This window comes from Streptomyces antioxidans (assembly GCF_000968685.2).
Classification (GTDB): Bacteria; Actinomycetota; Actinomycetes; order Streptomycetales; family Streptomycetaceae; genus Streptomyces; species Streptomyces antioxidans.
Window position 1 is genome coordinate 1 of record NZ_LAKD02000031.1, and the last position, 25,922, is coordinate 25,922.

The following is a 25,922-nucleotide window of genomic DNA, read 5'->3' on the forward strand; positions in this document are numbered from 1 at the left end:
TTTCGCGCCTTCCGGCGTGTCCACCACTTTAGCGGATTCCCCCGGATGCTCATAATCGAGTTCCCCGGTCCGAATTCCGGGCACGCCGAAATCCATCCCGATGAGGGGCCGTACAGTAGTGGTTTGCCGCCGGTGCGGCTCGAGTGGTTGTCGCGTTTCCCCGTGGGGCTCCGTGGCAACCCGGTGAACAGTACACGACGCCCCGAGGACCATCAAACCCATGGCCGGACCCCCCATCAGGGCGTACTGTCTATGGCATGACGAGCGCATGTGTTCACCCACGCTGGTGGGCCGCCTGACGGCGGCCGCCCCTTTCACATGCGCAACCACGGCCGCCGCTCCGGCGGCCGTTCGCGTTTCTCCCTCCCGCGAATCCCGGCCGCCGGGTCGGCGGCCCCGACACAGCGGGAGACGCGGAGAGATGACGGAGACGAAGTCGGCACGGCGCCGGATCTTCAGTGGGATCAAACCGAGCGGGCATCTGACCCTCGGGAACTACCTCGGGGCCGTACGCCAGTGGGTCCAGGACGACCAGCACCGTGCCGACGCGCTGTTCTGCGTCGTCGATCTGCACGCGCTGACGGTGGAGCACGATCCGGCGCGGGTGCGGCGGCTCACCCGGCAGGCCGCCACGCTGCTGCTCGCCTCGGGGCTCGACCCCGAGATCTGCACGCTGTTGGTCCAGAGCCATGTGGATGAGCACGCACGGCTGTCCTATCTCATGGAGTGCACGGCCACCGACGGCGAGATGCGGCGGATGATCCAGTACAAGGAGAAGTCCGCGCGGGAGCGGGCGGGAGGGGGGAGCGTACGGCTGTCGCTGCTCACCTATCCGGCGCTGATGGCCGCCGACATCCTCATCTACGGAACGCATGAGGTGCCGGTCGGCGAGGACCAGACGCAGCATGTGGAGCTGGCCCGGGATCTGGCGCAACGCTTCAACCAGCGCTACGGACCCGTCTTCACCGTGCCCCGGGCCACCAATCCGCGGGTCTCGGCGCGGGTGATGGATCTGCAGGACCCGACCTCCAAGATGGGGAAGTCGCACGCGGAGACGGCGGGCATCGTCTATCTGCTCGACGAGCCGGATGTGGTGCGGAAGAAGATCATGCGGGCGGTCACGGACAGCGGCTCCGAGGTGCGGTACGACCGGACGGAGCAGCCGGGGGTGGCCAATCTGCTGGATGTGCTGGCCTCGTGCACCGATGGCAAACCGGAGGTGCTGGCCGAGGAGTTCAGCTCGTACGGGGCGCTGAAGGGGGCGACGGCCGAGGCGGTGCTGGAGGTACTGCGTCCGCTTCAGGCCCGCCACGCCGAGCTGTGCGCCGACCCGTCGTATGTGGACGGGGTGCTGCGGGCCGGGGCCGAGCGGGCGCGGGCGCTGGCCCGGCCCCGGGTGGACGAGGCGTATGCGGCGGTCGGGCTGTTGCCTCCGGCCTGAGCGAGGCGGCTCTCCGCCAGGCTCTCCATCGGGGTCGCCGCCGGGCTCTCCGTCAGCCGTTGCCGGAGGCGAGCTCGCGGCTGCGGTCGCGGGCCGCCTCCAGCGCGGCGATCAGCGCGGCGCGCACCCCGTGGCTCTCCAGCTCGCGGATGGCGTTGATGGTGGTGCCCGCCGGGGAGGTCACGGCCTCGCGCAGCTTGACCGGATGCTGATCGCTGTCGCGCAGCATCACCGCCGCGCCGATGGCCGCCTGGACGATCAGGTCATGGGCCTTGTCGCGGGGCAGGCCCAGCAGGATGCCCGCGTCGGTCATCGCCTCGACGAGGAAGTAGAAGTAGGCCGGGCCGGAGCCGGAGAGCGCGGTCGCGGCGTCCTGCTGGGACTCGGGAACGCGGAGCGTCTTGCCGACGCCGCCGAAGATCGCCTCGGTGTGGGCAAGGTGCTCCTCGGTGGCGTGGCTGCCCGCCGAGATGACGGACATGGCCTCGTCGACCAGCGCCGGGGTGTTGGTCATGACCCGTACGACCGGGGTACCGGCGGCCAGACGCGCCTCGAAGAAGGAGGTGGGGATGCCGGCGGCGCCCGAGACCACGAGCCGGTCGGCGGGGACATGCGGGGCGAGCTCATCGAGCAGGGCGCCCATGTCCTGCGGTTTGACGGTGAGGATAAGGGTCTCGGCGGCCTTGGCGGCCTCGGCGTTGGAGACGGCCTCGACGCCGTGGCGCGACCGAAGCTCCTCGGCGCGCTCGGGGCGGCGGGCCGTGACCAGCAGGTCGGACGGCGGCCAGCCGCCCCGGATCATTCCGCTGAGAAGGGCTTCACCGATCTTTCCCGTGCCGAGCACGGCGACCTTCTCCGTCATGGTGCGGCTCTCCTCATGCCTGTGCGGCCCGTGCGGGTGCTGTGTAGCTGTTCTCCGCCATCCTCGCACGGGTGGCGCATTTCCCTTGGCCCTTATGAATTTCTTATTCGTTGTTCGATGAATTAATTTTTGCGCGCCATCCGGCGTGACCCGGCGGCCGATTTGCGCCCGCGCCAACCAGGGCGCCCGGAACGAATCAGTCCCTGTTCGATGACTCCGAGTTCACAAGTCGGTTACATATCGACTTGCAAATGGTCACAGTCTCATGGACACAATGGGTCTCGGTGTCTATACGTACGGGAAGGGGGCGATGGTGAGGGCGATCCGGCATACCGCTCATGCACTGGTAACGGCGGTTGCCGTGTTACTTGCCCTCTTCATCGCCGCCGATTCCGCGTCCGCGCAGGTCATCCATCCAGAATTGATCAGTGCCAGCGCATCAGCCGATCCGCGGCCGACCACAGAATCACTGGTATCCGCGCACGGCGACCACGGAACCGAGGATTGCAAGGGGCTCCGCAGAAGGGCCCCGCTCACCGCTCCGACACCGGGCGGCAAATACGGATGTGTGTGCGGTTGCGATGCCGGTGTTCGGGTGCCGCGTCCCGCCATCTCCGCCTCGGTCACCGGACGGCAGGCCGTTCCCGTATCGAGATCGGGCGAACTGCCCGTCATCCTCCAGATCTTCCGCTGCTGAGAATTCACACCGCCGTGGCCCTGCGGGTCCCGCTCAGCACTTCTCAACGCTTCTCACGCGTTCTCAACGCTTTCCACGCGTCTCGCAGCAAGCGATCTCAACCGCCAGCGACCGATTCCATCGATCCCACTGACGTAGCGCTATGCCGTGCCCCCGCCTGCCCATGAGCCGGTGACGGGGCGCACTGGAGGCAACCCTCATGCGAAATCTCCTTGACCGTTTCCGTGGTGCCGGAGGCACCTCAGGCTCATCCGGCGCCGGACCCCTCCGGCGCTCATCCGGCGCCGGAACCTTCCGCGCCGACTTCACCGCTTCTCTCGTCGTCTTCCTGGTGGCCGTCCCCCTGTGCGTGGGGGTGGCGGTCGCCTCCGGCGTACCGGCCGAGCTCGGCCTGATCACCGGCATCGTCGGCGGGCTGGTCACCGGCTTTCTGCCGGGCAGCAGCCTGCAGGTGTCCGGCCCCGCCGCCGGTCTGACCGTGCTGGTCTACGAGGCCGTGGAGACATACGGCGTCGCCGCGCTCGGCGTCCTCGTCCTCGTCTCCGGACTGCTCCAGCTGGCCATGGGCGCGTTCGGCCTCGGCCGCTGGTTCCGGGCGATCTCCGTCGCCGTGGTCCAGGGCATGCTCGCGGGCATCGGCCTGGTGCTGATCGCCGGACAGCTCTACGCGCTCGCCGACGCCAAGGCGCCGAGCAGCGGACTCGACAAGATCTTCAACATTCCGGGGCTCATCGCGGATGTGGCCGGTTCCGCGGACGCCCTGAAGGCGGTCGCCGTGGGCGCCGGGACGATCGTCGTCCTGGTGCTGTGGCCGCGCTTCCGCCAGGGCGCCAAGGTGTTGCCCGCGCCGCTGGCGGCCGTCGCGCTCGCCACCGCCGCGACCGCGATCCTCGACCTGCCGATCGCGCGGGTCGAGGTCAAGGGCCTGCTGGACGCCGTCCAGCCGCCCGGCGGCGGTGAGTTCCAGGCCCTCGCCGAGGTGGGCGTCCTCGGCACCGTGCTCGCGTTCACGCTGATCGCCTCCGCCGAGAGCCTGTTCAGCGCCGCGGCCGTGGACCGGCTGCACGACGGTCCGCGCACCGACTACAACAAGGAGCTGATGGCGCAGGGCGCGGGCAACACGGTGTGCGGTCTGCTGGGCGCGCTGCCGATGACCGCGGTGATCGTACGGAGCGCGGCCAATGTGCAGGCCGGTGCGAAGACGAAGGCGTCGCGGGTACTGCACGGTGTGTGGCTGCTGGTCTTCGCGGTGCTCTTCCCCTCGGCGCTGGGCATCATCCCGGTGGCGACGCTCGCCGGGGTGCTGGTGTACTCCGGCTGGAAGCTGATCCCCACCAAGGACCTGGTGCCGCTGTGGAAGACCCACCGGGGTGAGGCGATCATCCTGATCGTCACCGCCGGGGCGATCGTGATCACCAATATGTTCGAGGGCGTGATCATCGGTCTGCTGATGGCCGTGGCCAAGACCGCCTGGGAGACCTCGCATGTGCATGTCGAGGTCAGCGGGCACGAGGACGACGAGGGCTCCGGTTCGGGCTCCGGCTCCGGCGACCAGCCCCTGCGCGTCCGGGTGCGCGGCAACGCGACCTTCCTGCGACTGCCCAAGCTGCTGGACGAGTTGGAGGGGCTGCCCCGGAAGCGCGAGGTGGAGCTCGACCTGACCGGACTGCGCCATGTGGACCACGCCTGTGAGATGGCGCTGGCCACCTGGACCGAGCGGCATAACGCGGTGGTCAAGCGGGACGCCGCGCTCGAGGAGCGGATCCCGGCGTAACGGCCTCCGTATCGGTCCGTAGAGGTGCGTAGAGGTCTGTTGAAGTAGAGGTCCGTAGAGGAGGGGGAGGCTCCCCTCCTCTACGGACCTCTACGTCCTCTACGGACCGCTGTCAGCCGCAGGGCACGGTGACGAAGCCGTCGCTGCCGGTGTTCACATACGCGTCGGCGACGTACTGACCCGGGGCGATGTTGTCCCAGATGTCCGAAGTGCCGTACGGCCCCGAGACCTTCTGGCCGTGCCGCTGGCAGCGGATGGGGACCCGGCTGTTGTACGGCAGCACCTTCACGATCCCGTAGTTGGTGCCGGGCCCGCTGCGGACGTTCACCTGGTAGCCGGGCGCGACCGGATAGGTGATCGCTCCGGCGGTGGTTTCCACGGTGTCCGCGGCGTCGGTGGTGGCTGCGGTGTCCGCGGTTTCTTCGATGGCCATGGCGGCCCCTCCCCCGTTGAACTTCATTCCGAAGTTGTGCATATGTCGTGTGAAGTGACACGACATGCGGAGGCTAACAAGGCTCGCACGTGTCATCGACTAGGCTCGCCGAGTCGCGAATGCGGCCGAATTCACGGGGGTGGGGCATGCCGCCGGTGCACAGAGCCGGGACGGGCCCGGAAGCGGAGGACCCGGAGTACGCCGGGCAGTACCAGCTCGAGGCGCGCCTCGGATCCGGTGGCATGGGCGTGGTCCACCTGGCCCGCTCGCCCTCGGGGCGGCGGCTCGCGGTGAAGGTCGTCCATGCCGAGCTGGCCGAAGACCCCGAGTTCCGGGCGCGGTTCCGCCAGGAGGTGGGTGCCGCCCGGCGGGTCAGCGGCGCGTTCACGGCGCCCGTGGTGGATGCCGACCCGGAGGGGCCGCGGCCCTGGATGGCCACCCTCTACATCCCCGGCCCGACCCTCGCCGAACACGTCAAGCGGAGCGGCCCGTTGGCGCCGGACGAGACGGTACGGCTGGCGGCGGGGCTCGCCGAGGCGCTGCGGGACATCCATCGGGCGGGCGTGGTGCACCGCGATCTCAAGCCGAGCAACGTACTGCTGGCGGCGGACGGCCCGAAGGTCATCGACTTCGGCATCTCCCGGCCGTCCGACAGCGAACTCCGCACCGAGACGGGGCAGTTGATCGGCACCCCGCCCTTCATGGCGCCGGAGCAGTTCCAGCGGCCACGGGCGGTGGGACCGGCGGCGGATGTGTTCGCGCTGGGCTCGGTGCTGGTGCACGCGGCCACCGGGCGGGGGCCGTTCGAGTCCGACAGTCCGTACATCGTGGCGTACCAAGTGGTGCACGACGAGGCGGATCTGGCGGGGGTGCCGGATGAGCTGCTGCCGCTGGTCCAGCGGTGTCTGGCCAAGAATCCCGAGGAACGGCCCACGCCTGACGCCCTGATGACGGTCCTGCGCGCGGTACGCGGCCCCCATGCGCCGGTGGCGCGCGGGCCGGTACCGCTGGTGCCGCAGCAGCGGACGCCGGAGCCGCACTCGCTGCCGGGCGGGCGCTGGGGGCAGGACGACGGCGCCGCCGATACGCGGGCGAAGGCCCTTGCCGAAACGGCGGATCCCCACGCGGCGGATGCCGATACGCATGCGAAGGCGGCTCCCGAGCCCGAACCTGCCGCCGACCAGCCCGAGCCGGGGGCGGACCAGCCCGGGCCGGGAGCGGACCAGCCCGGGGTGCGGCGCCGGGGGATCCGGCGGTGGGCCCTCTCCGGGGCCGCGGCCGTCGTGCTGCTCGGCGGGGGCACGGTCGTCGCACTGCGCCCGTTCGACGGCAAGGACACCTCCGGCGGCGGCCGACCGCGGGTCAGCGCGGCGACCGCCGAGGCGTGGCGCCCCTGGACGACCGGGCTGCACGTCGGGAAGGCCGCGGGCTCGGGGGCGCGGCCCGCGTTCTGCGCGTACGGAGCGGACGCGCTGTACTGCGCGCGGCGCGGTGTCGAGGCCGCCCGGGTCGATCCGGACGACGGCCGCGTGGTCTGGTCACGGCCGTCCGCGGCGGCGCGCCCCGGTGACGGCGCGACGATCTCGGCTCCCGTGGTCGCGGGCGGTCTGGTGCGGACGGTGTCCCCGGACGGCGGGCGGATGCGGGCGCTCGACGCCTCGGACCACCGTGTCCGCTGGACCCGCGATCTGTCCCACTACCAGGGCGGGGTCTACTCCTCGGGCGACACCGTGCTGCTGGTCGCGCCGGACGGCGCGGTCACGGCGGTGAACGGGGCGACGAACAAGGAGCGTTGGAGCCACCGGCTGCCCGGCCACGCCCGGCCCGCCTTCTTCTCGTACGGCGACGGCCGCACCGCGTACGCCGTGACCAGCGCGGGTGACGGCTCGCGCACCCAGGTCACGGCGGTGGACACGGAGCGCGGCACGACGCGCTGGCACGCCTCGCTCAGCGGCAACCTCACCCCGGCCGGAAGCGGCCCGGATGGCGTGCTGCTGCTGACCGAGACGGACGCCAGTACCAGTACCACCGCCGTGGTCCGCTACGACCCGGAGCGGCGCGCGGCGCGGCGGGTCGCGCTGTCCGCGCCGGTGTCCGCGATCAGCGCGGTCACCAGCGGCGACCGGGTGTATGTGCTGGGCACGGACGGCGGGTTGATGGCCGTCGACACCGCGCGCGGGGGCTCGGCGCGGGCCCGGCTCTGGCGCCTGGAGACCTCGGTCTCCAATGCGTCGCCGCTGGTGGCGGCGGACGGCCGGCTGTACTTCTCGGCGGCGGACGGCAGGCTGCTGGCCGTGGACGCCGAGCGGGGTGAGCTGATCGGCGAGACCCGCTCGCGCGGGGGCGCGGCCGGTCAGGGCTTCCTGGATCTGATGCCCGCGCCGGTGGTGGCGGACGACAAGGTGTTCGCCACGGCCCCGGACGGCACGCTCTTCGCCGTGGACGGGCGCGATCCGGCCGATTGGTGAGCGGCGCGTACCGGACCCCGGTGGCGTCCCCGCCGAGCTGACGCCGGGGCGGAGACGCCCGCACCACGGTCCGCGGCTACGACACGCCGGAAGTGTCCGGGGCGGGTGGCAGCGCCCGGGGCGTCAGCCCAGGTGGCTGATGTCGCGGACCGCGCCCTTGTCCGCGCTGGTGGCCATCGCCGCGTAGGCGCGCAGCGCGGTGGAGACCTTGCGCTCGCGGTTCTTCGGGGCGTAGACGCCGCCGAGCGCATCCCGGCGGGCCGCCAACTCCTCCTCGCTCACCAGGAGTTCGATGGAGCGGGAGGGGATGTCGATGCGGATCCGGTCGCCGTCCCTGACCAGGGCGATGGTGCCGCCGGACGCCGCCTCCGGCGAGGCGTGGCCGATGGAGAGACCCGATGTGCCGCCGGAGAAGCGGCCGTCGGTGACCAGCGCGCAGGCCTTGCCCAGGCCGCGGCCCTTGAGGAAGGAGGTCGGGTAGAGCATCTCCTGCATTCCGGGGCCGCCCTTGGGGCCCTCGTAGCGGATGACGACCACGTCGCCCTCCGTGACCTGCTTGCCCAGGATCCGCTCGACGGCCTCCTCCTGGGATTCGCAGACCACGGCCGGGCCCTCGAAGGTCCAGATGGACTCGTCCACGCCCGCGGTCTTCACCACGCAGCCGTCGACGGCCAGATTGCCCTTGAGGACGGCGAGCCCGCCGTCCTTGGAGTAGGCGTGCTCCAGGTCGCGGATGCAACCGCCGGCCGCGTCCGTGTCCAGGGAGTCCCAGCGCTCGGACTGCGAGAAGGCGGTGGCGGAGCGCTTGCAGCCGGGGGCCGCGTGCCACAGCTCGATGGCCTCGGCGGACGGCGAACCGCCGCGCACGTCCCAGGTCTTGAGCCAGTCGGCGAGCGAGGAGCTGTGCACGGAGTGGACGTCCTCGTTCAGCAGCCCGCCGCGGAACAGCTCGCCGAGGATCGCCGGAATGCCGCCCGCGCGGTGCACGTCCTCCATGTAGTACGTGCCGCCCGGGGCGACGTTCGGGGCGACCTTGGCCAGGCACGGCACCCGGCGGGAGACCTCGTTGATGTCCTTGAGGTCGTAGTCCAGACCGGCCTCCTGGGCGGCGGCCAGCAGGTGGAGGATCGTATTGGTCGAGCCGCCCATGGCGATGTCGAGCGCCATGGCGTTGTCGAAGGCGGCGCGGGAGCCGATGGAGCGCGGCAGAACCGTCGCGTCGTCCTGCTCGTAGTGGCGCTTGGTGATCTCCACGACCGTACGGCCCGCGGTCTCGTAGAGCGCCTTGCGGGCCGTGTGGGTGGCCAGCACCGAGCCGTTCCCCGGCAGGGAGAGGCCCATCGCCTCGGTCAGGCAGTTCATCGAGTTGGCGGTGAACATGCCGGAACAGGAGCCGCAGGTCGGACAGGCGTTGTTCTCGATGCGGAGGATGTCCTCGTCCGAGACGCTCTCGTTGACCGCGTCCGAGATCGCGTTGATCAGGTCCAGCTTGCGGACGGTGCCGTCGACGAGCGTGGTCCGGCCCGCCTCCATGGGGCCGCCGGAGACGAAGACGGTCGGGATGTTGAGCCGCATGGCGGCCATCAGCATCCCGGGGGTGATCTTGTCGCAGTTGGAGATGCAGATCAGCGCGTCGGCGCAGTGCGCCTCGACCATGTACTCCACGGAGTCGGCGATCAGGTCGCGGGAGGGGAGGCTGTAGAGCATCCCGCCGTGGCCCATGGCAATGCCGTCGTCCACGGCGATCGTGTTGAACTCGCGCGCAATGCCGCCCGCCGCGTGGACCGCCTCGCTGACGATCCGGCCGACCGGCTGGAGGTGGGTGTGGCCGGGCACGAACTCGGTGAAGCTGTTGGCCACGGCGACGATCGGCTTGCCGAAGTCCTCGCGCGCTACGCCGGAAGCCTGCATAAGGGCGCGGGCGCCCGCCATGTTGCGGCCATGGGTGACGGTGCGAGACCTCAGCTCAGGCACGGTGCTCGGCTCCCTCGTGATGCGTGCGTCCTGCGGATCGGATCGGAGTCTTCTGAGCCTACGCCTTGTGTCCATGGATCCGGATGGTTCGTCCGGATCCAGAGACGGCCGGGTCACGGAGCGGAACGGACCGATCGGCTCTGGGTGAGCCCTGGGTCGGCGCTCGGTGAGCTCTGGGTGAGGTGTCGGTGAGCTCTGGGTGAGGTGTCGGTGAGCTCTGGGTCAGCTCCGGTCAGCTCTCGGTCAGATAGCGCTGGAGGGTCGGCCCCACCATGGCCACGATGTCGTCCGTCTCCGCCGAGGCCATCGGCTCCATACGGATCACATACCGCAGCATCGCGATCCCGATCAGATGCCCGGCCGCGAGCTGGGCCCGGAACTCGGGGTTCGGAACGTCCAGCTCACCCGCCATCCGCAACAGCACCCGGCGCTCGATCATGCCGCGCAGCACCGCGGCGGCGGTCTCGTTGGTCAGCGCCGAGCGCATCACGGCGAGCAGCGGCAGCCTGCTGACCGGGTTCTCCCAGATGCCGAACATATAGCGGGCCATCCGCTCGCCCGCGCCCTCCCGGCTGCCGTGCACCGCGTCCGGGACGCCCATGGCGGGGGCGAAGATCAGCTCGATGGCCGCCTCGAAGACCTGCTCCTTGGTGCCGAAGTAGTGGTGGACCAGTGCCGGGTCCACCTCCGCGGCCTTGGCGATGCCGCGGATCGAGGTCTTGTCGTAGCCGCGCTCGGCGAACTCGTTGCGCGCCGCGATCAGGATCCGGTCGCGGGTGGCGGGTCCGTCGGAGGCGCTGGTACGGGCCGGGCGGCCGCGCTTGCGCGGGGGCATGGCGGGCCCGGGCCCGGATGCGGCGGCGGTCATGAACCGGGCACCGCCCTGCTCGACCGGGTGGCCGAGGTCGGCGAGGCCAGGTGCAGCCGGGTGAAGGCCAGGGCCTCCGCCAGATCGGCCTCGCGCTCGGTCGTGGACATGGCGCGCCGGGTGTTGACCTCGACGACCACATTGCCGTCGAAACCGCCGCCCGCGAGCCGTTCCAGCAGCTCGGCGCAGGGCTGGGTGCCGCGCCCGGGTACCAGGTGCTCGTCCTTGTTGGAGCCCTGGCCGTCGGCGAGATGGAGATGGGCCAGCCGGTCGCCCATGCGGTCCACCATCTCCAGCGCGTCCGTACGGGCGGTGGCGGTGTGCGACAGGTCGATCGTGAAGTGGCGGTAGTCGTCCTGGGTGACGTCCCAGCCGGGGGCGTACGCCAGCATCTCGCGGTCGCGATAGCGCCATGGGTACATGTTCTCGACCGCGAACCGCACATCGGTCTCATCCGCCATCCGCCAGATTCCGCGGACGAACTCGCGGGCGTACGCCCGCTGCCATCGGAACGGCGGGTGGACCACGACGGTGGACGCGTCAAGCTTCTCGGCCGCCGCTCTCGCCCGCTGCAGCTTCACCCACGGGTCGGTCGACCAGACCCGCTGGGTGATCAGCAGACAGGGGGCGTGCACGGCGAGGATCGGCACCTGGTGGTAGTCCGAGAGCCGACGCAGCGCCTCGATGTCCTGGCTGACCGGATCGGTCCACACCATGACCTCGACGCCGTCGTAGCCCAGGCGTGCCGCGATCTCGAAGGCCGTCGCAGTCGACTCCGGATAGACCGAGGCTGTGGACAGCGCGACCTTCGCATCCGGGATGCGCACCACTGGCTCTGTCACGAGGGACAGCGTACGGCGGCTGCTCTCCGCAACCGAACCGCGGCGGTCTTTGCCGCTGAACGGCCGCCGCTTTCCGGCCCTCGTCACGCTCCGTGGTGGGGTGCGCGGTGGTCGGGCGCTCGGTGGGCCGGGGGCTCCCGAGTGCTCCCGGGTGCTCCCGGGTGCTCTCGCGGGCGGGTGGGTGCTGCCGTGGTCAGGTGGGCAGATGGTCCAGGCGGCGGAGGATCACGCCCTCGCGCAGCGCCCACGGGCAGATCTCCAACTGCTCCACGTCGAACAGGTCCAGCGCGGCCTCCGCCACCAGCGCCCCGGCCGTGAGCTGCCCGGCCCGGCCCTCGGAGACCCCGGGCAGCTCGGCCCGCTCCTGGGTGGTCATGGCCGCCAGCTTCGGCACCCACTCCTCCAGCGCCCGGCGGGTCAGCCGCCGCTCCACGTAAAGCCCCTCGGCGGAGCGCGCGGCGCCGGTGATCCTGGCCAGCTGCTTGAAGGTCTTGGAGGTGGCGACCACGTGGTCCGGCGCCCCGTGACGGCTGAAATCGCCGACGCTCCGGGCGATCTCGGCCCGCACATGGCGCCGCAGGGCCCGCACGTCCGCCGGGTCGGGCGGATCGCCGGGCAGCCAGGCCGCGGTCAGCCGACCGGCCCCCAGCGGCAGCGACACCGCGGCGTCGGGCTCCTCGTCCATGCCGTACGCGATCTCCAGCGAACCGCCGCCGATGTCCAGGACCAGCAACTTCCCCGCGGACCAGCCGAACCAGCGGCGGGCGGCCAGGAAGGTGAGCCGCGCCTCGTCCGCGCCGCTGAGGACTTGGAGCCGTACGCCGGTCTCCTCGGCGACCCGGGTCAGGACCTCATCGGCGTTGGACGCCTCACGGACGGCGGAGGTCGCGAACGGCAGGACGTCCTCGACGCCCTTGTCCTCGGCCGCCTCCAGTGCCTCCATGACCACCGCGATCAGGCGGTCGACGCCCTCGGGGCCGATGGCCCCGTGCCCGTCGAGGAGTTGGGCCAGCCGCAGCTCGGCCTTGTGCGAATGCGCGGGCAGCGGGCGCGCGCCGGGGTGGGCGTCCATCACGAGCAGATGAACCGTATTCGAACCCACGTCGAGGACACCGAGTCTCATAACGTGAACGCTACTGCTCTCGGCTTGGTGTCATGCACAGGTCCCCCACGATCGCCGGGGGCGGCCTGGCACCCGATTTCGCGTCCGATCTCGCGTCCGATCTCGCGCATCTGCCGCGCCGCCGGGCCGGGGCGGTCCCCACCCCCGGCTTTTCGCCGAAGGCGCCTACCCTTGCACCGTGGCAAAGACGAAAAAGGCGAAGCAGGACAAACGCCGGAAGGACGCCCTGGAGTGGGCGGCCGAGGAGCCGATGCCGTCGGGAGCGGAGGGCGCCGAGGACGCCCCGGGTGCGGAGGACGAGGTCGGTCTGGACTTCGCCCGCGCTTGGGTCGAATTCCCCGATCCGGCCGACGACGAGCAGCTCTTCCGATGCGATCTGACCTGGCTGACCTCCAGGTGGACCTGCATCTTCGGCCAGGGCTGCCAGGGCATCCAGGCGGGGCGGGCCGACGACGGCTGCTGCACACTGGGCGCGCACTTCTCCGACGAGGACGACGAGGCGCGGGTCGGACGCCATATGGCCCGGCTGACCCCGGAGATCTGGCAGTTCCACGACGAGGGGCACGCCTCGGGGTGGGTGGAGGTGGACGACGACGGCGAGCGGCAGACCCGGCGCCACAAGGGCTCGTGCATCTTCCAGAACCGGCCGGGCTTCCCGGGCGGCGCGGGCTGCGCGCTGCACATCCTGGCGCTGCGGGAGGGGCGCGAGCCGCTGGAGACCAAGCCGGATGTGTGCTGGCAGCTGCCGGTGCGCCGGTCCTACGACTGGGTCGACCGGCCGGACGACACCCGGGTGCTGCGGATCACCATCGGCGAGTACGACCGGCGGGGCTGGGGGCCTGGCGGGCACGATCTGCACTGGTGGTGCACGTCGGCCACTTCGGCGCACGGGGCTGGAAAGCCGGTGTTCCGGTCGTACCGGCCGGAGCTCATGGAGCTGATGGGGAAGGGCGGGTACGACCGGCTGGCCGAGCTGTGTGAGCAGCGGATGGCGTCGTCGCTGCCGTTGGTGGCACCGCATCCGGCAGATCCGGTGGGCCCGGTGGATCCGGTGGATCCGGTGGACCTGGACGGCTGAGGGGGTCGTGGCGCCTGCGGCGGGCTGTTTCCCCTCCCCGCCCCTTCCCGAAACTGGGGTTCCGCCCCAGCCCCCGGGGTCCAGGGACGGAGCCCCTGGACCCTGACCGATCCCTGCGGCGCTCGCCGTGGCTGATCGCGCGGTTCCCCGCGCCCCTTCCGGAGCCGAGCCCCCCGCGGCCCGACCGATCACCTGCGGCGCCACCGTGGCTAGTCACGCAGTTCCCCGCGCCCCTTTCGAGGCCCCCGCACGCCCACCGTCCAGGGGCCGAGCCCCCGCGGCCCGACCGATCACCTGCGGCACCGCCGTGGCTAGTCGCGCAGTTCCTCGCGCCCCTTCGGGGCGCCTTTCGCGCCGTTGGGGTCCAGGGGCGGAGCCCTGGGTCGGGACCTGGGCGGAGCCTTGTCCGGGGGCTGGGGCGAAGCCCCAGTTTCGGGAAGGGGCGGGGAGGGGAGCGGCCCGCCGCAGGCGCCACCTGACGCGGCCGGTCCACCCGTGGGCGCTGCGCGTCAGCGCTTCGCGGCGGGTGAGCCGGAGGGAGTGGGTGACGGGTCGGTCGGGGTCGGCGGGTCGGAGGGGGTCGTGGGGGTGGGCGTGGGTTCGGGGGACGTGCCCCGGCCCTCGATCAGCACCACCGCGCCCGCCGGATCCACCGAGACCCGCGCGCTCCAGCGCCCGGCGGGCTCCCGGTCGTGGTTGACCGAGACCGTGATGGTCGTGGAGTCGCCGGGCCGCAGCATCCCGGCCGTGCGGCTCAGCTGGAGCCAGGACGCCCCGGCGGAGGCCGACCAGTGCACCGGTGAACCGCCGGACGCGGTCAGGGTGATGACCGTCACATCGCCCTCGGGGTGGGCGGTGACCGTGAGCCGCCCCGGTCCCGGGGCGGGCCGGGAGGGTCCTGAGCCACCGCCGGGGCGGCCGCCAGCGGAGGGCGAGCCGCCCGGGCGGGACGCCCCGCCGCCCTTGTGGCCCGGCCGCTCCGCGCCCCCGCCCGCGCCGATGACCTCGACCGAGACGTCCGAGGCCCCGCGCCCCGCCTTGGTGCCGTGCGGGCCGGAGCCGACCCGGGTGCCGGAACGGTCCTGCGCACTGCCGGTCTGCTCGTACGAGCGCCGGGCGGGCCGGTCCTGACCGGCCGGGGCCTGGTCCGCGCCGTCCGCGTCGGCGGCGGCCACCGAGTCCGTGTCGCGCTCGTCACCGGCGAGCGGGGCGCCCCGGTAGGCGGCCCACAGGGCGAGCACCGGGGCCGCCACGACCGTGGCGACCACCGTCGTGGTCATCACGCGGCTGCGCATCCGGCTGCGGCGGGCGGCCCGGTCCTGGGGCTCCAGTGGAAAGCCGCGCCGGTCGAACCGGGGCCCGGCACCCGCGCGGGCGGGCCGCCCGCCCAGCGCGCCCAGCAGCGCGGCGTGCACGGCGGCGCGGGGGGCCTCCACCACCGGCAGCGCGGCGGGCGCGGCGGCCGTACCGGGCCAGGGCCCGTCGGCCGTGGCGCGCTCGGCCATCCGGCGGCACTCGCGGCAGTCGTCCACATGGCGCACCAGCTCACGGCGGAGCGCGGCGGAGAGCAGCACCTGGGTGTCGCCCGCGAGCCGCGCGACCACCGGGCAGTGGCCGAGCTCGACGACGGCGAGCGCGGCACGGGTCCGCTCCACCTCGCAGGCGGCGCTGGAGAGCAGGGCGCGGGTCTCCTCCTGGTCCTTGCCGAGCACGGCGGCCACCTCGGCGGGGCCCAGCCGGTGGCGCACCGCGAGCTCAAGCGCCTCGCGCTGCTCGGCGGAGGTCCCCGCGGCCTCCGGCCAGGCCAGCGCGGCCAGTTCGCGGCGGCGCTGGGCGGCGATGGGCTCGGGCAGCTCGGCCGCGGCGCCGTCGCCCGGGGTGTCCGTCCCCGTACGGCTGCGGCGCTCGGCCAGCTTGCGCAGACAGGCCCAGCGGGCGACCGCGTAGAGCCACGGACGGGACAGCTCGCCCTCCGCGGTCACCCGGCCCCGCCCCCGGCCGGTGCGGCGCTCGGCCACCGCCAGGACGTCGCCCACCGCGACGGCCGCGGCGTCGTGCTCGCACAGGGCCGACAGGCAGTACGTGAACAGGCCGTCCAGGTACGGCTCGTAGCGTTCCGGAGGGCGCTGCGGGCGGGTGGTGGAGCGGGGCGCACGGCGCCGCGCCCGCTGTGCGCCGGTGGTCTGTGTCGAGTGCTCGGACCTGCTGCTCATCACCCGGCGACGGTAGGCGGATGATGCAGACTTCCTCGCGCCACTTGCGCTGTTTTAATCCTTACGGGTGACTATCTCCCTCATAAGGGGACAGGTGTCCCCCTCCGGTGGTCACAACCTGCTACGCGCCCGCCGCCGTTCGGCTCTGTCGGTGGCCGACGCTAGCGTTACGGCATGGCTGCCCGTAGCTCCTCCCGCTCATCCGCCAAGGACCGCCCCTCCTACCGCTGCACGGAGTGCGGCTGGACCACCGCCAAGTGGCTCGGCCGCTGCCCGGAGTGCCAGGCGTGGGGCACGGTCGAGGAGTACGGGGCGCCCGCGGTACGCACCACCGCGCCCGGCCGGGTCACCTCGGCCGCCCTGCCCATCGGCCAGGTGGACGGCCGTCAGGCCACCGCGCGCGGCACCGGCGTGGACGAGCTGGACCGGGTGCTCGGCGGCGGGCTGGTCCCGGGCGCGGTCGTGCTGCTCGCCGGGGAGCCCGGGGTCGGCAAGTCCACGCTGCTGCTGGACGTGGCGGCCAAGGCCGCCTCCGAGGAGCACCGCACGCTCTACATCACGGGTGAGGAGTCGGCCAGTCAGGTGCGGCTGCGCGCCGACCGCATCGGCGCGCTGAGCGAGCACCTTTACCTCGCCGCCGAGACCGACCTCTCCGCGGTCCTCGGCCATCTGGACTCGGTCAAGCCCTCGCTGCTCGTCCTGGACTCGGTGCAGACCGTCGCCTCGCCCGAGATCGACGGCGCGCCGGGCGGGATGGCGCAGGTGCGCGAGGTGGCCGGGGCGCTTATCCGCGCGTCCAAGGAGCGCGGGATGTCCACGCTGCTGGTGGGCCACGTCACCAAGGACGGGGCCATCGCCGGGCCCCGGCTGCTGGAGCATCTGGTCGATGTCGTGCTGCACTTCGAGGGCGACCGGCACGCCCGGCTGCGGCTGGTCCGCGGGGTGAAGAACCGCTACGGGGCGACGGACGAGGTCGGCTGCTTCGAGCTGCACGACGAGGGCATCACCGGGCTCGCCGACCCCTCCGGGCTGTTCCTCACCCGCCGCGACGAGCCGGTGCCCGGCACCTGTCTGACGGTCACCCTGGAGGGCCGTCGCCCGCTGGTGGCCGAGGTGCAGGCGCTCACCGTGGACTCCCAGATCCCCTCGCCGCGCCGCACCACCTCCGGTCTGGAGACGTCCCGCGTCTCGATGATGCTCGCCGTGCTGGAGCAGCGCGGCCGGATCAGCGCGCTGGGCAAGCGGGACATCTACAGCGCCACCGTGGGCGGGGTGAAGCTGTCCGAGCCCGCCGCCGACCTCGCGGTGGCGCTCGCGCTGGCCAGCGCCGCGAGCGACACCCCGCTGCCCAAGAACCTGGTGGCGATCGGCGAGGTGGGTCTCGCGGGCGAGGTCAGGCGGGTCACCGGGGTACAGCGGCGGCTGGCGGAGGCGTCCCGGCTCGGCTTCACCCACGCCCTGGTGCCGGGCGACCCGGGCCGGATCCCGGACGGGATGCGGGTGCTGGAGGTGGCGGACATCGGGGACGCGCTGCGGGTGCTGCCGCGACGCCGGGAGCGGGGCGAGAAGGGGCGGGTGGAGGCGGAGGAGCGGGGCTGAGAAGGCGCGGGTGGAGGCGGGCGGCCGGGGCTGACATGGTGGGCGAGGCAGCACCGGAGCGGCGGCGGAAGCGTGGCCGAGTGCGCTGGTGAGGGCGTACGGCGGGGGTCGGTGAGCCGGGTGGCGCACGGCCCATGGAGAGTCGCACTCCGCTTCGCGCCCACGGGCGTACGCCGGGAGACCCCACCGGAGGCCGGTGGCCGCCGGTAGACTTTGCCCTGGTCTCGCCCATACGTGGCCTCGCGCAAACGTGGCCTCGCATACGTTGGCCTCGCGCAGGTGGCCTCGCGCATCGGCATGGCAGGGCGACTCGTGGCACCGACAGACCTTGCGACGGAGGAGTGCAGTGGCAGCAGGCGACCGGGCAACGGCACCCGGCAAGGCCGACGGTCTGATGCGTGCCTCCCTGAGCGCGGTCGCGCCCGGCACGGCGTTGCGCGACGGCCTCGAGCGCGTTCTCCGGGGAAACACCGGCGGGCTGATCGTGCTCGGCACCGACAAGACCGTCGAGTCGCTGTGCACCGGCGGCTTCGTCATCGACGTCGAGTTCACCGCGACCCGGCTGCGCGAGCTGTGCAAGCTGGACGGCGCGCTGGTGATCGACAAGGACATCACGAAGATCGTGCGGGCGGGGGTGCAGCTGGTGCCGGACGCGGCGATCGCCACCGAGGAGACCGGCACCCGGCACCGCACCGCGCAGCGCGTCTCCATCCAGACCGGCTTCCCGGTGGTCTCGGTCAGCCAGTCGATGCGGCTGATCGCGCTGTATGTGGACGGTCAGCGGCGGGTGCTGGAGGACTCGGCGGCGATCCTCTCCCGCGCCAACCAGGCGCTGGCCACCCTGGAGCGGTACAAGCTCCGCCTCGACGAGGTGGCGGGCACGCTCTCGGCCCTCGAGATCGAGGACCTGGTCACCGTCCGGGATGTGAGCGCGGTCGCGCAGCGGCTGGAGATGGTCCGCCGTATCGCCACCGAGATCGCGGAGTACGTGGTCGAGCTGGGCACCGACGGCCGGCTGCTCTCCCTCCAGCTGGACGAGTTGATCGCGGGCGTGGAGCCCGAGCGTGAGCTGGTGGTGCGGGACTACGTGCCCGAGCCGACCGCCAAGCGCACCCGTACGGTGGCCGACGCGCTCGCCGAGCTGGACCGGCTGGCCCACGCCGAGCTGCTCGAACTCCCCATCGTGGCCCGGGCGCTGGGGTACACCGGCTCGCCCGAGACCCTCGACTCGGCGGTCTCGCCGCGCGGCTTCCGGCTGCTGGCCAAGGTGCCGCGGCTGCCGGGCGCCATCATCGAGCGGCTGGTGGAGCACTTCGGGGGCCTGCAGAAGCTGTTGGCCGCGAGCGTGGACGATCTGCAGATGGTGGACGGCGTGGGCGAGGCCCGTGCGCGGTCGGTCCGCGAGGGTCTTTCGCGGCTGGCGGAGTCCTCCATCCTGGAGCGGTACGTCTAGCCTGCCCAAGGCGGCCTTCCCCCGCCCCGCCCCTTCCCGTAACTGGGACTCCGCCCCAGCCACCGGCCGGACCACCCGGATGTGCGCGGGCGTCGCCCGGGGTCCAGGGGCGAAGCCGCTGGTATCGGGAAGGGGCGGGGAGGGGACAGACCCGCCGGGCACCCCGTAGCCGCGGTATATCCGGTAGGTGGGCGCCGCACACGTGGTCGTGGGCGCGGTCCCGGCCGCCGCCGGTCAGTCCTTCTCGAGGACGAATGACACCTTGGCCGTCCCGAGGCCGTCCACCTTCACCTCGACCAGGTACGTGCCCGGCTTGGCCGACGCGCTGCCCGACGGTGTGGCGCAGTGCTCGGCGCTGCGCTTGCGGTCCCAGTCCACGGTGCGCTTGATCTGGCCGGAGCCCGGCACCTCGATCAGCGCGGCGGCGCTGCCCTCCGGGCAGTCGTCGGAGGCCCAGACATGGGCGTTGTGGGCGTCGGTGATGGTCAGCGAGGCCGCGGCGCGCCCGAAGTCGACCTTGCAGGAGCTCGACTTGGTGTTCTTCACGACGATCTCGAAGGTGGGCTTCTCGCCCGGCGCCCAGGTGTTCTTGACCTTGGAGTCCTTGACGCTGCGCACCGTCAACTCCACGTCGCCGGAGCGGCAGTCGCGCAGGCTCGACCCGGCGGGCAGGCCCTGTCCGGTCCCGGTGCCGATGCCACCGCCCGCACCGCCACCCGATGAGCCGCCCGCGCCACCCCCACCGCCGGAGCCGCCGCCACCCGCGCCGCCGCCGCTCGCGTCCGCACCGCCGTCGTCCGAGCCGCCGCCGCCGGAGCCACTGCCCCCGCCGCCGCCCGAGCCCGAGCCACCGCCGTCCGACTCATCGCGCCCGCCCGGCCGTTCGCTGTTGACCGGCCCGGAGGAGGAGGGGCCCGGGGTGATCGTGCTCGCGGGTCCCCCGCCGCCCGGCCCCTTGCCGTCGTCACTTCCGCCGCCACCCGAACCACCCCAGCCGAAGGCCCAGATGACCACGAGGATGATGGCGATGAGCAGGGCCAGCGCAACGGCCCTCCGCCGCCAGTAAATGGAGGAGGGAAGCGGCCCGATCGGATTGCGCAGAGATCCCACGCGGAAACTCTACGAGAGATCGGGAGCGCTACCAGCCAATAACCCCCGCCCCAAGCCCTACTTTTCTCATGATCCGACCGGATCCGGTACCCGATCCGGTACCTGAGGGGTCGGCGGAGGTCCACCAAGTGCCCCGCGATCACCCCAGGGGCACCGTAAGACCGCACCCGGGCGCGACAAGCGGCCGTCCGTTCCCGTACGGGCGCCGTATCGCACGATTTGGCAACGACTGGCGCGGCTCGACCCGAACGCCCGCGCCCTGGGCCCCGCGAGCCGTCCCGTCGTGTCAGGATCGGATGCGATGACTGCCATTTCCGCTTCCGCCGTCCCGGCCGCCGCATCCTCCGACTCCGACGGAGCCGTTCTGCACCGGCCCGTCATCGACTGGTTCGACGCGCACGCGCGCGACCTCCCCTGGCGCCGCCCCGAGGCGGGCGCCTGGGGTGTGATGGTGAGCGAGTTCATGCTCCAGCAGACCCCGGTGAGCCGGGTGCTGCCGGTGTACGAGCAGTGGCTCGCCCGCTGGCCGCGCCCGGCCGACCTGGCCGCGGAACCGCCCGGTGAGGCGGTCCGCGCCTGGGGCCGGCTCGGCTATCCGCGCCGGGCGCTGCGGCTGCACGGCGCCGCGGCCGCCATAAGGGAGCGGCACGGCGGTGACGTACCGCGCGACCACGCCCAGTTGCTGGCGCTGCCGGGGGTGGGTGAGTACACGGCGGCGGCCGTGGCCTCGTTCGCGTACGGCCAGCGCCATCCGGTGCTGGACACCAATGTGCGCCGGGTGTTCGCCCGCGCGGTCAGCGGTGCGCAGTACCCGCCGAACGCCACCACCGCCGCCGAGCGCAAGCTGGCCCGCGCCCTGCTCCCCGGGGACGAGCCGACCGCGGCGCGCTGGGCCGCGGCCACGATGGAGCTGGGCGCGCTGGTCTGCACGGCCCGCACCCCCGACTGCGTACGCTGCCCGATCGCCGCGCTGTGCGCCTGGCGGCAGGCCGGCTCCCCGGAGCACGACGGACCGGCGCGGCGCGGCCAGACCTATGCCGGTACTGACCGCCAGGTGCGGGGCAAGCTGCTCGCGGTGTTGCGGGAGGCGGTGACACCGGTGCCGCAGACGGCGCTGGACCAGGTGTGGGACGAGCCGGTGCAGCGGGCCCGCGCGCTCGACGGGCTCGTCTCCGACGGGCTGGTGGAGCCGCTGTCCGGCGGCCTCTACCGACTGCCGCTGACGTGACCCGAGCTCAGCTGAGCCGACCCGAGAAGATTCCTCGTCACGGCCCGTCTGTGACAGACCTGTGACACTCCCAGGACCCGGTTCTGACACTCAGTCGGGCCGGGTTCCGTTGTTACACAACCTATGGGTAGCTGTGCGTTCGCCGAGGCGTAGTTGCGCCTGGCGCCGCAACAGCGCCTCCGTAGCGTCCTTCCCGTGCCGAGCGAGAAGCCGGGCACATCGACGGCGGGGAAAACGCGGATGGAGGCTGCACACCATGAGCAGCAATGTTCTGGACTTTGAGGAGTACGTGCGGAATCGGCAGGACGCGCTGTTGCGCAGCGCACGTCGGCTGATCCCCGACCCGGTCGAGGCACAGGACCTGCTCCAGACCGCCTTGGTGCGCACCTACGGCCGCTGGGACGGCATAGCGGACAAATCGCTCGCGGACGCCTATCTCCGACGCGTGATGATCAACACCCGTACCGAGTGGTGGCGCGCCCGCAAGCTGGACGAGGTGCCCACCGAGCAGCTTCCGGAGGCGAGCGTCGACGACGGCACCGAGCAGCACGCCGACCGCGCCCTGCTGATGGACGTCCTTTCGGTGCTCGCTCCCAAGCAGCGCAGTGTCGTGGTGCTGCGACACTGGGAGCAGATGACGACCGAAGAGACCGCGGAGGCGCTCGGAATGTCGACCGGAACGGTCAAGAGCACGCTGCACCGGGCGCTGGCCCGGCTGCGGCAGGAGCTGGAGAGCCGCGATGTGGACACCCGCGCGCTCGGCCGCCGGGACGGGGACACCAAGCAGGCCGCCAACGTCCGGCAGCACACGGGTCGGGTCCGGCGCGCCCGCCAGGAGCAGGGGCAGGAACGGTGCGCGGCCTGACCAGGGCCTCTCCCAGCAGAACAGTCATGCTCACCGGCGGCGCGGTCGTGGGCCTCGTGGCCGCCGGCGGCTGGATGCTGGCCGGATGTGGTGACGCGAGCCAGGGCGTGCGCAAGGAGGGACCGGCGAACACCGAGTGGGCCTCGGCCGCCGCGGACTCCGGTGCCTACGCGGGCGGCCGTGGATCCGACCGGCCGTCACCGGCAGCCGGGAAGAAGGTCGACGTGATCAAGCTGGTCAAGGCGGATCCGCGGGTCAGCGACGATCTGAAGGCGAGCCTCAAGCCCTGCCCCACGGCCACCGAGCGCGGGGCCAAGCAGGGGATCAAGGGCTACCCGGTGGACGTGACGTCCGGCCGGCTGACCGACTCCGCCGACTCCGACCTGGTCATCAACGTCATGAGCTGCACCGACGGCTTCGGCATCGGCTCGTATGTGTACCGCAAGGCGGGCGACAGGTACGAGAACGTCTTCAGCGATGAGCAGCCGCCCGTCTACGCCGACGTCACCAAGGACGAGCTGCGGGTGACGAAGCTCTCCTACACCTCCGGGGACTCGGTCTGTTGCCCTTCGAGCGAGACCGTGATCACCTACGGCTGGTCCGGGGTGGACCGCTCGTTCACGGTGCGGTCCCGCGACCGCACCGACTACAGCAAGAATGTGCCCAAGGAAGAGGCGACCCCGGTGCCGACCGCGCGCACCGACGACGACGGAACGGAAGGCTGAAGCGAGGCCGTGGCCGAGACCCATGTGCTCTTCGTCGAGGACGACGACGTCATCCGTGAAGCCACGCAGCTCGCCCTGGAGCGCGATGGCTTCCTCGTGACGGCCGCGCCCGACGGGCTGACCGGCCTGGAGCGCTTCCGCGCCGACCGCCCCGATATCGCCCTGCTCGATGTGATGGTTCCGGGCCTGGACGGGGTCAGCCTGTGCCGCCGGATCCGCGATGAGTCCACCGTCCCCGTGATCATGCTCTCCGCGCGGGCCGACTCCATCGATGTGGTGCTCGGCCTCGAGGCCGGCGCCGACGACTATGTGACCAAGCCCTTCGACGGTGCGGTGCTGGTGGCCCGCATCCGGGCCGTACTGCGCCGCTTCGGCCATGCCAGCGGCCCCGGCGGGCGGGGCGCGGAGCCGGTCCCCGAGGAGCCCGACGGCGGGGTGCTGCGCTTCGGCGACCTGGAGGTCGACCCCGAGGGCATGGAGGTACGCAAGGGCGGGCTGCAGGTGGCGCTCACCCCGACCGAGATGCGGCTGCTGCTGGAGTTCTCGACCGCCCCCGGCACCGTGCTCTCCCGCGACCGGCTGCTGGAGCGGGTCTGGGAGTACGGCTGGGGCGGGGACACCCGGGTCGTGGACGTCCATGTGCAGCGGCTGCGCGGCAAGATAGGCCAGGACCGCATCGAGACGGTCCGCGGCTTCGGCTACAAGCTCAGGGGCTGAGCGGCGTTGCGACGGCGGTTCGCCCTGCGCACGGGTCTGCGGTGGAAGGTCAGCCTCGCCATCGCCGCCGTGAGCACGCTGGTCGCGGTGGTGCTGAGCCTCGTCGTCCACAACGCGGCCCGCGTCTCGATGCTCGACAACAGCCGCACCGTGATGGACGAGCGGGTGAAGGTCGCCCAGCGGTGGTACGAGCAGTCACGGGTGCTGGGGTTCGGCGCCAAGCTGGACGACCCCCGGCTGCCCGAGCAGCTGAAGAAGGAGGCGTGGCGCGGCCAGCGCGCCACCTATCTGGAGGACTCCGGCACCGGCACCCCCGAGGTGTGGGCCTCGGTGCCGCTGCGGAACGGCAAGGTGCTGTCGGTCCACACCAAGTTCCAGGACCGGTTCGCGGTCCTCGACGACCTGGACCGGGTGCTGATCATCGGCTCGGTGGCGGTGGTGCTGGGCGGTATCGCGCTCGGTGTGCTCATCGGCGACCAGCTCTCCCGGCGGTTGCGCAAGGCGGCCACCGCGGCCCGCAAGCTGGCCGAGGGCGACTCCGAGGTCCGGGTGCGCGAGTCGATCGGCGGCCGGGTGCGCGATGAGACCGACGATCTGGCGCGGGCGGTCGACGGCATGGCCGAGGCGCTGCAGCAGCGGCTGGAGGCGGAGCGCCGGGTCACCGCCGACATCGCCCACGAGCTGCGCACCCCGGTCACCGGGCTGCTCACCGCCGCCGAACTGCTGCCGCCCGGCCGCCCCACCGAGCTGGTACGGGACCGGGCGCAGGCGATGCGCACCCTGGTCGAGGACGTCCTGGAGGTCGCGCGCCTGGACGGCTTCGCGGAGCGCGCGGAGCTCCAGGAGATCGCCCTGGCCGAGTTCATCGTCCGGCGGGTCCGGGTGATGGCCCCCGACGCGGTGGTCACCGTGGTGCGCGACGCCCATGTCTCCACCGACCCCCGGCGGCTGGAGCGGATCATGGGCAATCTGCTGGCCAACGCCGCCCGGCACGGCAAACCGCCGTTCGAGGTCACCGTCGAGGGGCGGATACTGCGCGTCCGCGACCACGGTCCCGGCTTCCCCGAGGGGCTGCTGAAGGACGGGCCGAGCCGGTTCCGCACCGGCAGCAAGGACCGCGCGGGCACCGGGCACGGCCTGGGGCTGACCATAGCCGCGGGCCAGGCGCGGGTGCTGGGCGCCCGGCTGACGTTCCGCAACGCGGATGGGCTGATGGACGGCGGCGACGAGGCGGACGGGAAGTACCGGGGCGCGGTCGCCGTGCTCTGGTTGCCGGAGTCCGCACCCACCAACACCGGCAGCTTCCCGGTCATCGAGGTACCGGACTGAGGCTCGGCCCCAGCGGACCCCTCAGTCCGCGACGCAGCCCTCCCAGGGCTTGCTGAAGTCCATCTCCTCGCGGGGCTGGGTGAACGAGAACCAGTTGCCGGAGTCGTCGCGGAAGAGCGCCTCGGTGCCGTACGGACGCTCCTGGGGCTCCTGGACGAACTCCACGCCCTTCGCCTTCAGCGCCTCGTAGTCCCGGTGGATGTCATCGGTGGTGAACACTCCGGCGCCGAGCACCCCCTTGGCGACCAGCGTCCGAAGGGCCTCGGCGGACTCCGGGTCCAGCCCGGGCGAGCTCGGCACCATCAGGGTCAGCTGCACATCCGGCTGGCCCTTGGCGCCGACCGTCAGCCAGCGCATACCGCCGCCGCCCTCGCCGTCCCCGCCGATGCTCATATCGGTGCGGACCTCGAGGCCCAGCTTCTCGGTGTAGAACGCCTTGGCCCGGTCCTGGTCGAGGACCCAGACGGTGACGATGGACATCCCCTTGATCATTGCTGCCTCCGGAGGTAGGGGTGGGCCGCGCGCGTCGTCGCGACGTGGCCACGGTAGGCAGCGGCGGATTCAATCCGCTTCTCGAGAATTGCGGTCCTTCGCGCCGGGGGCGGGGGCGCGGGAGCCGCGGGGGGCGGGGGCGCGGGAGCCGCGGGCGTCGGAGCCAGGAGCGCGGGCGTCGCGCCCGCCGTACCACAGCATCGCGTAACACCCCGGGATGACCGCCGCGGCCCGGTCGACATGCATGTCCCGGTAGGCGCTGGGGGTGAGCCCGGTCTGCCGCTTGAAGCTCGTGGAGAAGGTGCCGAGGCTGCTGAAGCCGACGAGCGAGCAGATCTCGGTGACCGAGAGATTGGCCGAGCGCAGCAGCTCCTCGGCCCGCTCGATGCGGCGCCGGGTCAGGTACTGGCCGGGGGTGGATCCGTACGCGCCCCTGAAGGCGCGGATGAAGTGATAGCGCGAATAGCCCGCGTGCGCGGCGACCGCGCCCAGGTCGAGCGGCTCGGCCCAGTCGCGGTCCATCACGTCCTTCGCGAGGCGCAGCCGACGCAGTTGCGCCAGCCGCGCCTCGTCCGGCGAGGTCACCATGGGTCCGATGCTGTCATGCCCCACCGACAGCGGCCCCTGCTCA

The 25,922-nt window shown here is 72.2% G+C and carries 22 protein-coding genes; 12 read left to right on the top strand and 10 right to left on the bottom strand.

All coding sequences use genetic code 11. From position 1 onward, the window contains the following. Positions 1-421 precede the first annotated feature (421 nt). A complete protein-coding gene (gene trpS / locus VT50_RS12950) occupies positions 422-1,441 on the top strand; it encodes a tryptophan--tRNA ligase (RefSeq protein WP_046090179.1) in 1,020 nt (339 codons plus the stop codon). Between the two features lie 52 nt (positions 1,442-1,493). Here trpS and proC read toward each other — a convergent pair whose 3' ends face one another. Next, on the bottom strand, positions 1,494-2,303 hold the full coding sequence (gene proC, locus VT50_RS12955; protein ID WP_046090180.1) for a pyrroline-5-carboxylate reductase: 810 nt from the start codon (positions 2,301-2,303) through the stop codon (positions 1,494-1,496). A gap of 265 nt (positions 2,304-2,568) precedes the next feature. Here proC and VT50_RS12960 point away from each other — a divergent pair, with 265 nt between their 5' ends. Further along, positions 2,569-3,000 (top strand): hypothetical protein, encoded by a 432-nt coding sequence (locus VT50_RS12960; protein ID WP_240529153.1) that lies wholly within the window; start codon positions 2,569-2,571, stop codon positions 2,998-3,000. 199 nt (positions 3,001-3,199) lie between these two features. Then, positions 3,200-4,774, top strand: a complete 1,575-nt coding sequence (locus VT50_RS12965; RefSeq protein ID WP_075200551.1) for a SulP family inorganic anion transporter — start codon at positions 3,200-3,202, stop codon at positions 4,772-4,774. 112 nt (positions 4,775-4,886) lie between these two features. Here VT50_RS12965 and VT50_RS12970 read toward each other — a convergent pair whose 3' ends face one another. Next, entirely contained in the window at positions 4,887-5,207 is a 321-nt protein-coding gene (locus VT50_RS12970; RefSeq protein WP_046087809.1) for an SH3 domain-containing protein, read from the bottom strand. Between the two features lie 146 nt (positions 5,208-5,353). Here VT50_RS12970 and VT50_RS12975 point away from each other — a divergent pair, with 146 nt between their 5' ends. After that, entirely contained in the window at positions 5,354-7,675 is a 2,322-nt protein-coding gene (locus tag VT50_RS12975) for a serine/threonine-protein kinase (protein ID WP_046087753.1), read from the top strand. Between the two features lie 123 nt (positions 7,676-7,798). On the opposite strand, the gene ilvD is transcribed toward VT50_RS12975, so the two are convergent. The 4 genes from ilvD to VT50_RS12995 form a co-directional block, all read right to left on the bottom strand. Next, positions 7,799-9,649: a dihydroxy-acid dehydratase gene (gene ilvD, locus VT50_RS12980; RefSeq protein ID WP_046087754.1), complete on the bottom strand. Its 1,851-nt coding sequence runs from the start codon at positions 9,647-9,649 to the stop codon at positions 7,799-7,801. Positions 9,650-9,881: 232 nt separating this feature from the next. Continuing rightward, on the bottom strand, positions 9,882-10,517 hold the full coding sequence (locus VT50_RS12985) for a TetR/AcrR family transcriptional regulator (protein WP_046087755.1): 636 nt from the start codon (positions 10,515-10,517) through the stop codon (positions 9,882-9,884). Next, positions 10,514-11,359, bottom strand: coding sequence for a sugar phosphate isomerase/epimerase family protein (locus VT50_RS12990; protein ID WP_046087756.1), 846 nt, complete (start codon positions 11,357-11,359; stop codon positions 10,514-10,516). Before VT50_RS12990 ends, VT50_RS12985 begins: the two co-directional genes overlap by 4 nt. 193 nt (positions 11,360-11,552) lie before the next feature. Then, complete coding sequence (locus VT50_RS12995; protein ID WP_046087757.1) at positions 11,553-12,482, bottom strand: Ppx/GppA family phosphatase; 930 nt, start codon at positions 12,480-12,482, stop codon at positions 11,553-11,555. A gap of 178 nt (positions 12,483-12,660) precedes the next feature. Here VT50_RS12995 and VT50_RS13000 point away from each other — a divergent pair, with 178 nt between their 5' ends. Next, complete coding sequence (locus VT50_RS13000) at positions 12,661-13,560, top strand: DUF3109 family protein (RefSeq protein WP_046087758.1); 900 nt, start codon at positions 12,661-12,663, stop codon at positions 13,558-13,560. A gap of 509 nt (positions 13,561-14,069) precedes the next feature. Here VT50_RS13000 and VT50_RS13005 read toward each other — a convergent pair. Next, complete coding sequence (locus VT50_RS13005) at positions 14,070-15,773, bottom strand: BACON domain-containing protein (RefSeq protein WP_046087759.1); 1,704 nt, start codon at positions 15,771-15,773, stop codon at positions 14,070-14,072. Positions 15,774-15,947: 174 nt separating this feature from the next. Here VT50_RS13005 and radA point away from each other — a divergent pair, with 174 nt between their 5' ends. After that, complete coding sequence (gene radA / locus VT50_RS13010) at positions 15,948-17,372, top strand: DNA repair protein RadA (protein ID WP_046087760.1); 1,425 nt, start codon at positions 15,948-15,950, stop codon at positions 17,370-17,372. Positions 17,373-17,766: 394 nt separating this feature from the next. Next, complete coding sequence (gene disA, locus VT50_RS13015) at positions 17,767-18,825, top strand: DNA integrity scanning diadenylate cyclase DisA (protein WP_046087810.1); 1,059 nt, start codon at positions 17,767-17,769, stop codon at positions 18,823-18,825. A 234-nt stretch (positions 18,826-19,059) separates the two neighbouring features. Here disA and VT50_RS39965 read toward each other — a convergent pair whose 3' ends face one another. Then, the gene (locus VT50_RS39965) at positions 19,060-19,935 is read right to left on the bottom strand and encodes a hypothetical protein (RefSeq protein ID WP_046087761.1); all 876 of its coding nucleotides are present in this window, start codon (positions 19,933-19,935) and stop codon (positions 19,060-19,062) included. Between the two features lie 301 nt (positions 19,936-20,236). Between VT50_RS39965 and VT50_RS13025 the strand changes: the two genes are divergently transcribed. The 5 genes from VT50_RS13025 to cseC all read left to right on the top strand — a co-directional run bounded on the left by VT50_RS13025 (position 20,237) and on the right by cseC (position 24,799). Beyond that, a complete protein-coding gene (locus VT50_RS13025) occupies positions 20,237-21,163 on the top strand; it encodes an HhH-GPD family protein (RefSeq protein WP_046087762.1) in 927 nt (308 codons plus the stop codon). A 256-nt stretch (positions 21,164-21,419) separates the two neighbouring features. Next, on the top strand, positions 21,420-22,028 hold the full coding sequence (locus VT50_RS13030; protein WP_046087763.1) for a SigE family RNA polymerase sigma factor: 609 nt from the start codon (positions 21,420-21,422) through the stop codon (positions 22,026-22,028). Between the two features lie 26 nt (positions 22,029-22,054). Continuing rightward, positions 22,055-22,753, top strand: coding sequence for a hypothetical protein (locus tag VT50_RS13035; protein WP_053048654.1), 699 nt, complete (start codon positions 22,055-22,057; stop codon positions 22,751-22,753). Positions 22,754-22,762: 9 nt separating this feature from the next. Further along, positions 22,763-23,470 carry a two-component system response regulator CseB gene (gene cseB / locus VT50_RS13040; protein WP_046087764.1) on the top strand — a complete coding sequence of 236 codons (708 nt, stop codon included), beginning with the start codon at positions 22,763-22,765 and terminating at the stop codon, positions 23,468-23,470. A gap of 6 nt (positions 23,471-23,476) precedes the next feature. Then, a complete protein-coding gene (gene cseC, locus VT50_RS13045) occupies positions 23,477-24,799 on the top strand; it encodes a two-component system sensor histidine kinase CseC (protein ID WP_046087765.1) in 1,323 nt (440 codons plus the stop codon). Between the two features lie 21 nt (positions 24,800-24,820). On the opposite strand, the gene VT50_RS13050 is transcribed toward cseC, so the two are convergent. Next, the gene (locus VT50_RS13050; RefSeq protein WP_046087766.1) at positions 24,821-25,291 is read right to left on the bottom strand and encodes a VOC family protein; all 471 of its coding nucleotides are present in this window, start codon (positions 25,289-25,291) and stop codon (positions 24,821-24,823) included. A 69-nt stretch (positions 25,292-25,360) separates the two neighbouring features. Then, entirely contained in the window at positions 25,361-25,879 is a 519-nt protein-coding gene (locus VT50_RS13055; RefSeq protein WP_079343826.1) for a helix-turn-helix transcriptional regulator, read from the bottom strand. Between the last annotated feature and the right edge of the window lie 43 nt (positions 25,880-25,922).